Raw genomic sequence first — 5374 nt, forward strand, 5'->3', positions numbered from 1 at the left:
CCTGGAAAACTCAAACGAGCTAGCGCATAACCAGCCATTGAGTTAAATAGAATATTAAGCAATGTTCCAACTACTGCAATTACAACACTGTTGAATAACCAGCGGATAAAGAGTGGCTGGGTACTAATAATGTAGCGATAGTTATCAAGTGTCCAATTTTCAGGCAAGATGGAAAATCCACCTACGATCTCATTCAAAGGTTTGAACGAAGCAAAGAATGCCCATAAAAAAGGAGTAACTGTTACAACTGCATAACCTATAAGGATCGAATATAGTATGAATTTTCCAATTTTTAAATCTTTCAATGCTCTCACTCCAGACGTATTAATACACTTGTTCATCCTTTTGGAATTTGCGCTGAATGAGTGTTGCAGCTAAGATAWTGACCGCTAACAAGAAAGCAAGCGCTGCTGCGTAACCCATTTGATCATACGTATTAAACGCATATTGATAAATCAACAGAACGATTGTCAGTGTCGAGTTATCCGGTCCACCTGTTCCGCCTGAGAAGATATACGATTGATCGAAAAGTTGGAACGTCCCAATAATCCCCATAATGACTACAAATGATGTGATTGGTCGTAACATTGGAACCGTAATATAGCGGAATTTTTGGAACGCTGACGCCCCGTCAAGCTCTGCAGCTTCATATAAACTTTCCGGTACATCTTTCAATCCAGCTAAATAAATAACCATATAAAAAGGAGCAGTTGCCCAAATGTTCATAATCATAATGGCAATCAACGCAACCGACGGATCTCCTAGCCAGTTATAAGTCGGTAAGCCAATCGTACTTAGAAATTGATTTACTAGACCATTTTGATTGTTATACATGAACATAAAAATTAAAGCCAACACAGCTGATGATGTTAAGGTTGGTAAAAAGAAAATGACACGGAAAAGGTTCGTTCCCTTAATCCTTGCGTTCAAGCAAGCTGCAAGAATCAAGGCAAGGAGCGTCTGAACAGGTACAACAACCGCTACATAAAAGGCAGTGTTGCGTAGAGCAATTCCCGCCCGAAAATCATCTGAAATACGAACGAAGTTTTCAATTCCTACAAACTCAGAAATTCCTCCAAGTAAATTCACTTTCTGAAAGGATAGAATCACTGCATAAATGATTGGTAGTAAGATAAACACACCAATAGTCAGTAATGCTGGGCCCATGAATAAATAGCCCTGACCTGCTTCACGCATGTGCTTTTTTGATGGTTTTTTTATGGCCATGGTGGTACTCCTTCCCCAAGTCGATTCATCTCACTTCTACATACTAGAATCAACTAAGCGGTTTAATGGGTAGGTGGGAGGTACCCACCTACACCATTACGCTCTATTGAATTTCACGGTTCGCTACATCTTCTGCTTCTTCTAATGCCTCACCTAAATCACGTTGCCCTAAAAATGCACTAATAAATTGATTTCCAAAATTATTATTAATGATCGGTAAATTCGTATCATCAGACCATACTGTCGCATATGATGTTCCAGCTACAAATGGACCATAAATTTCATCATCCGTATAATCAAGCGTTTCAGCTACAGATGCACGCGTTGGCAGTGTTAATCCACTCGCCGTCCATGCTTCCATTCCTTCTTTCCCAGTTAAGAATTCAATTAATCTCCACGACGCTTCTTTTTTATCACTTGCTGCATTCATTACATAAGAAACAGTAAATGCCATTGTGCCTTGCTCTCCATTAATGGTAGGGATTTCAGCAACCCCGTAATTAACATCTGGGAAATTCTCATCAAGGAATGGAATCGTCCAGTTTCCTTCCATAATCATCGCTGCTCTTCCAAGTGCGAACATTTCTCCACCATTATCAGATCCTACTTCAGATGGCTCTGCTGCTGTTCCTGCTTCATTTCTCATATCAACAACTGGTTGCAACGCTTCAACCACTGCAGGATCGCCAAACGAAGCTTTGTTGTCGGTTACTACTTGGCCACCATTCGATTCAGCGATGAACATAAGACGAGCTAAATCTGGCACGACTCCGTAACCATACGTGCTATCGGTTGTAAGGGCTTCTGCCATTTCTTCTAGCTCCTCCCATGTTGCCGGCGGTGCATCAAATCCAGCTTCTTCTAGTAAATCTTTATTGTAGAAGAGAGCCAATGTGGATGTATCCTTTGGAAGTCCATAAATCGTATCATCGTTTCCACGGAATGCATCTAATAGCGGCTGTTCAAAATCATCCAAATCAAAGTCCTCTGAAATATACTCATCAAGAGGTTCAACCACTCCCGTTTCAATTAAGCCAGGAGCTTCAAATGCATCTAGATAGAACACATCAGGTCCATCTCCACCAATTAAACGAGTACGCAAGACATCCATGTATGAATCAGGAATTGTACTAATTGTTACTTCTATATCAGGATTTTGTTCCTCAAACAGAGCAATCGTCTCATCTAAGTACTTCTGCTCTTGTGGTGATGATTGCCAACCTGTTAAGGTGATTTGGGTGACTTCACCATCGTTTGAATTCTCTCCAGAAGTACTTTCCCCGCCGTTATTCCCGCAACCTGTAAGAACACTACCAAGTAAAACTGTGCTAATCCCCATTGTCATAAACCATTTTTTCATCATGCTTTCCCCTCTCTTGTTTCCTTTTTATATAGGTTAATTTTTAGATGACATCGGCTTTTTTTGATCAACTAATTGTATATCTAAACCTGTTGTATTCTTTTCAACAGTCACTTTCAATTCGTGATCTTCTCTACTAACTATGAGATCTAATTGTCCTGATGCGATCGTTACATCACGAAACACTAGTTCATTCATGCTCTCTGGTAGTACGGGGTTGAGGGCGATTGTTTTCTTAAGTGTATCAGGATACAAACCGAGCATTGTTTGAACCATCACTAGAGGCGTACCTGCTGCCCAAGCTTGTGGTGAACATGCGACTGGATAAGGGATAACCGGCTTTCCATCTGAATAGCCACAGAATAATTCAGGTAGACGATCATTATCAAAGTATTGAGCAGCTTTGATTAACCCGTCAATGACAGTATTTGCCTGCGTGTGGTGGCCAAGCTTACCCATTCCAAGTAAAATCATGCTGTTATCATGTGGCCATACACTTCCATCATGGTAGCTCATTGGGTTATAACCCGCTTCACCTTCACCCATTGTACGAATGCCATAGCCTGAGAACATTTTATCTGAGACAAGCATGTTACTTACTGCTTGGGCTCTCCCTTCAGATAACATTCCTGCAAACAATACATGCCCTGGATTTGTTGTCAACGTTCCAACTGGCTTTTTGTCTTGATCAAGGGCGATCGCATAAAATTGTTGGTCCTCCATCCAAAAGGCTGCTTCAAAAGCTTTTTTCAGTTGGTTCGATTCATTCACTAATTGCTTTGACTTTTCAATGTTACCGACTGCCTCAAATAGCTCTGCCATTCCTTGTTTAGCTTGATACACATAACCTTGTACTTCTGCTAGCGCAATCGGAGTTTTAGCATAATCCCCATTACGGTGTACTACCGAATCAGCAGAATCTTTCCAGCCCTGATTAGCAATTCCTTTAGATGACTCTTGGTGGTATTCAACAAATAAATCACCATCACGATCCCCGTACTCATCAATCCACATCAGAGCATTTTCAACATTCTCTGTAAGCTCATTAAATAATTCAACATCGYCTGTCCACTTAATGTATTCAGAAAGCAGCATTAAAAACAAAGGCGTCGCATCGATCGTGCCATAGTAAGGAGTAAATGGAACTTGGTTCGTATTAGCCAATTCTCCTTTTCTAWGTTCGTGCATAATCTTTCCTGGCTGCTCATCTCTCCAAGGATCAAGCTTCGTACCTTGGAAGGCAGCCATAGTACGCAACGTTCCTTTTGCTACCTCAGGTTGGAATGGGAGCAGTTGCAATGCTGCAATTAAGCTATCTCTTCCGAAAGGAACAGCAAACCATGGCAAACCAGCTACTGGAAATGATCCATATCCTAAATCCGTCAATAGTACACGCATATCTGAGACACCACGATCAACAAGACGTTGAAGCTGTAAATGATCCGTTTGAAGTTTTGCTATGTTGTTATCCCACTTTACATGACTTTCTTTTAACTTTCGGCTAGCTTCATCAACAGGTAAGATAACTGGATCTTCATTGTTTTCAACTGGTACAATTGCTAAAACGATTGACTCTCTTTGCCCATGAGCAAGCTCGAATCCGAATGTTAGATCGCCTAGATCCGTTACTTCTTTTGCTTGCTTGCTCCACTGGATCACCGTCTGTCTGGAGATTTGATCTGCCCCTTCATACATGAAGCGTAATTCGTTTTCTCCTTGTTTTACGCCCGTTTTGCTGCCAATCTCACCATGTTGAAATCCTCTTACGATGAACATATCTTGAAAATCAGCTTCCATATGAACACTTAAATCAAAAGAGACAGGCTTCGGGTAATAGTTGGTTACGATCAATTCCTCATAACAAACACCATCATAGATAAATCTCTCACGCTTCAATTCAACAGACTCGCGCCATAAAATCAATTCCCCGTCTTCCTCCATATGAGGATTCGTTAAGATAAACGATGAGCGGTAGGCATCATCAGAATTTGACGTGAGCAAAACCGGCTCTTGTTGATTGATTCGCACATCAAACTTACTCAAATAGCGAGTGTCTTTCGTATAAAGTCCTGCYCCATATTCATGGCCTTTTGGGATATTTCCTTTTTCATCTGTTAAAAGGAATAGGTCATTTTCTTTTATTACTCGATATGTCATTTGTCTCTCTCCTCTGGATAATTTCCTCCAAAACGTTTCGGACTTCGCTTTAAAATAAAATCCAAAACGTTTTGGATTTAGTGTACAAGAAAGTTTATGCTTTCTTGTTAAAGTCAGTAGATTGACGTATTTTTAAATTACTTTTTAAGATGCGAGCATTATTGGTTTCGTTCTCTGCTAATAAATCAATAAGAAGACCTGCAGCCTCATAGCCTATTTGATATTTGTCTTGTGCTACCGTCGTAAGACTTGGAGTCGCGTATTCAGCTAGAACGATATCATCATATCCAATCACGGATAATTGGGAAGGCACCCGAATGTTCAATGTTTTAGCTGCTTTTAAAACGCCTAATGCCATTAAATCACTTGCACAAAATATAGCGGTCACATTCGGATGGTTTCTTAAAAAGTATAGAGCTACTTTTTCTGCTTGCTCTTCGCGGAATTCACCATTTAAGATCCAATCCTCTTTTATAGGGATTTCATTTTGCTCTAGAGTAGCAAGATAGCCTTCCTTACGCTTCTGACTTACAAATGCCTTTTCATGACCATTCATCATCGCAATTTGTTGATGTCCTAAATCAATTAAGTATTGAACAGCCTTTTTAGCACCGTCTACATTATCAGTAG

At 40.4% G+C, this 5374-nt stretch carries 4 protein-coding genes and 1 pseudogene; all 5 read right to left on the bottom strand.

Translation table 11 applies throughout. The features are described 5' to 3' along the window. A pseudogene (locus tag AB685_RS25835) lies at window positions 1–305 on the bottom strand (carbohydrate ABC transporter permease); the annotation flags it as partial. A 19-nt stretch (window positions 306–324) separates the two neighbouring features. Beyond that, window positions 325–1227, bottom strand: a complete 903-nt coding sequence (locus tag AB685_RS25840) for a sugar ABC transporter permease (protein ID WP_198530590.1) — start codon at window positions 1225–1227, stop codon at window positions 325–327. 103 nt (window positions 1228–1330) lie between these two features. Next, window positions 1331–2590, bottom strand: a complete 1260-nt coding sequence (locus tag AB685_RS25845) for an ABC transporter substrate-binding protein (RefSeq protein WP_047973460.1) — start codon at window positions 2588–2590, stop codon at window positions 1331–1333. Between the two features lie 33 nt (window positions 2591–2623). Next, window positions 2624–4744: an amylo-alpha-1,6-glucosidase gene (locus AB685_RS25850; protein ID WP_047973461.1), complete on the bottom strand. Its 2121-nt coding sequence runs from the start codon at window positions 4742–4744 to the stop codon at window positions 2624–2626. Window positions 4745–4838: 94 nt separating this feature from the next. Next, a partial coding sequence (locus AB685_RS25855; protein ID WP_047973462.1) for a substrate-binding domain-containing protein occupies window positions 4839–5374 on the bottom strand: 536 nt, incomplete at its 5' end.

The organism is Bacillus sp. LL01 (assembly GCF_001037965.1).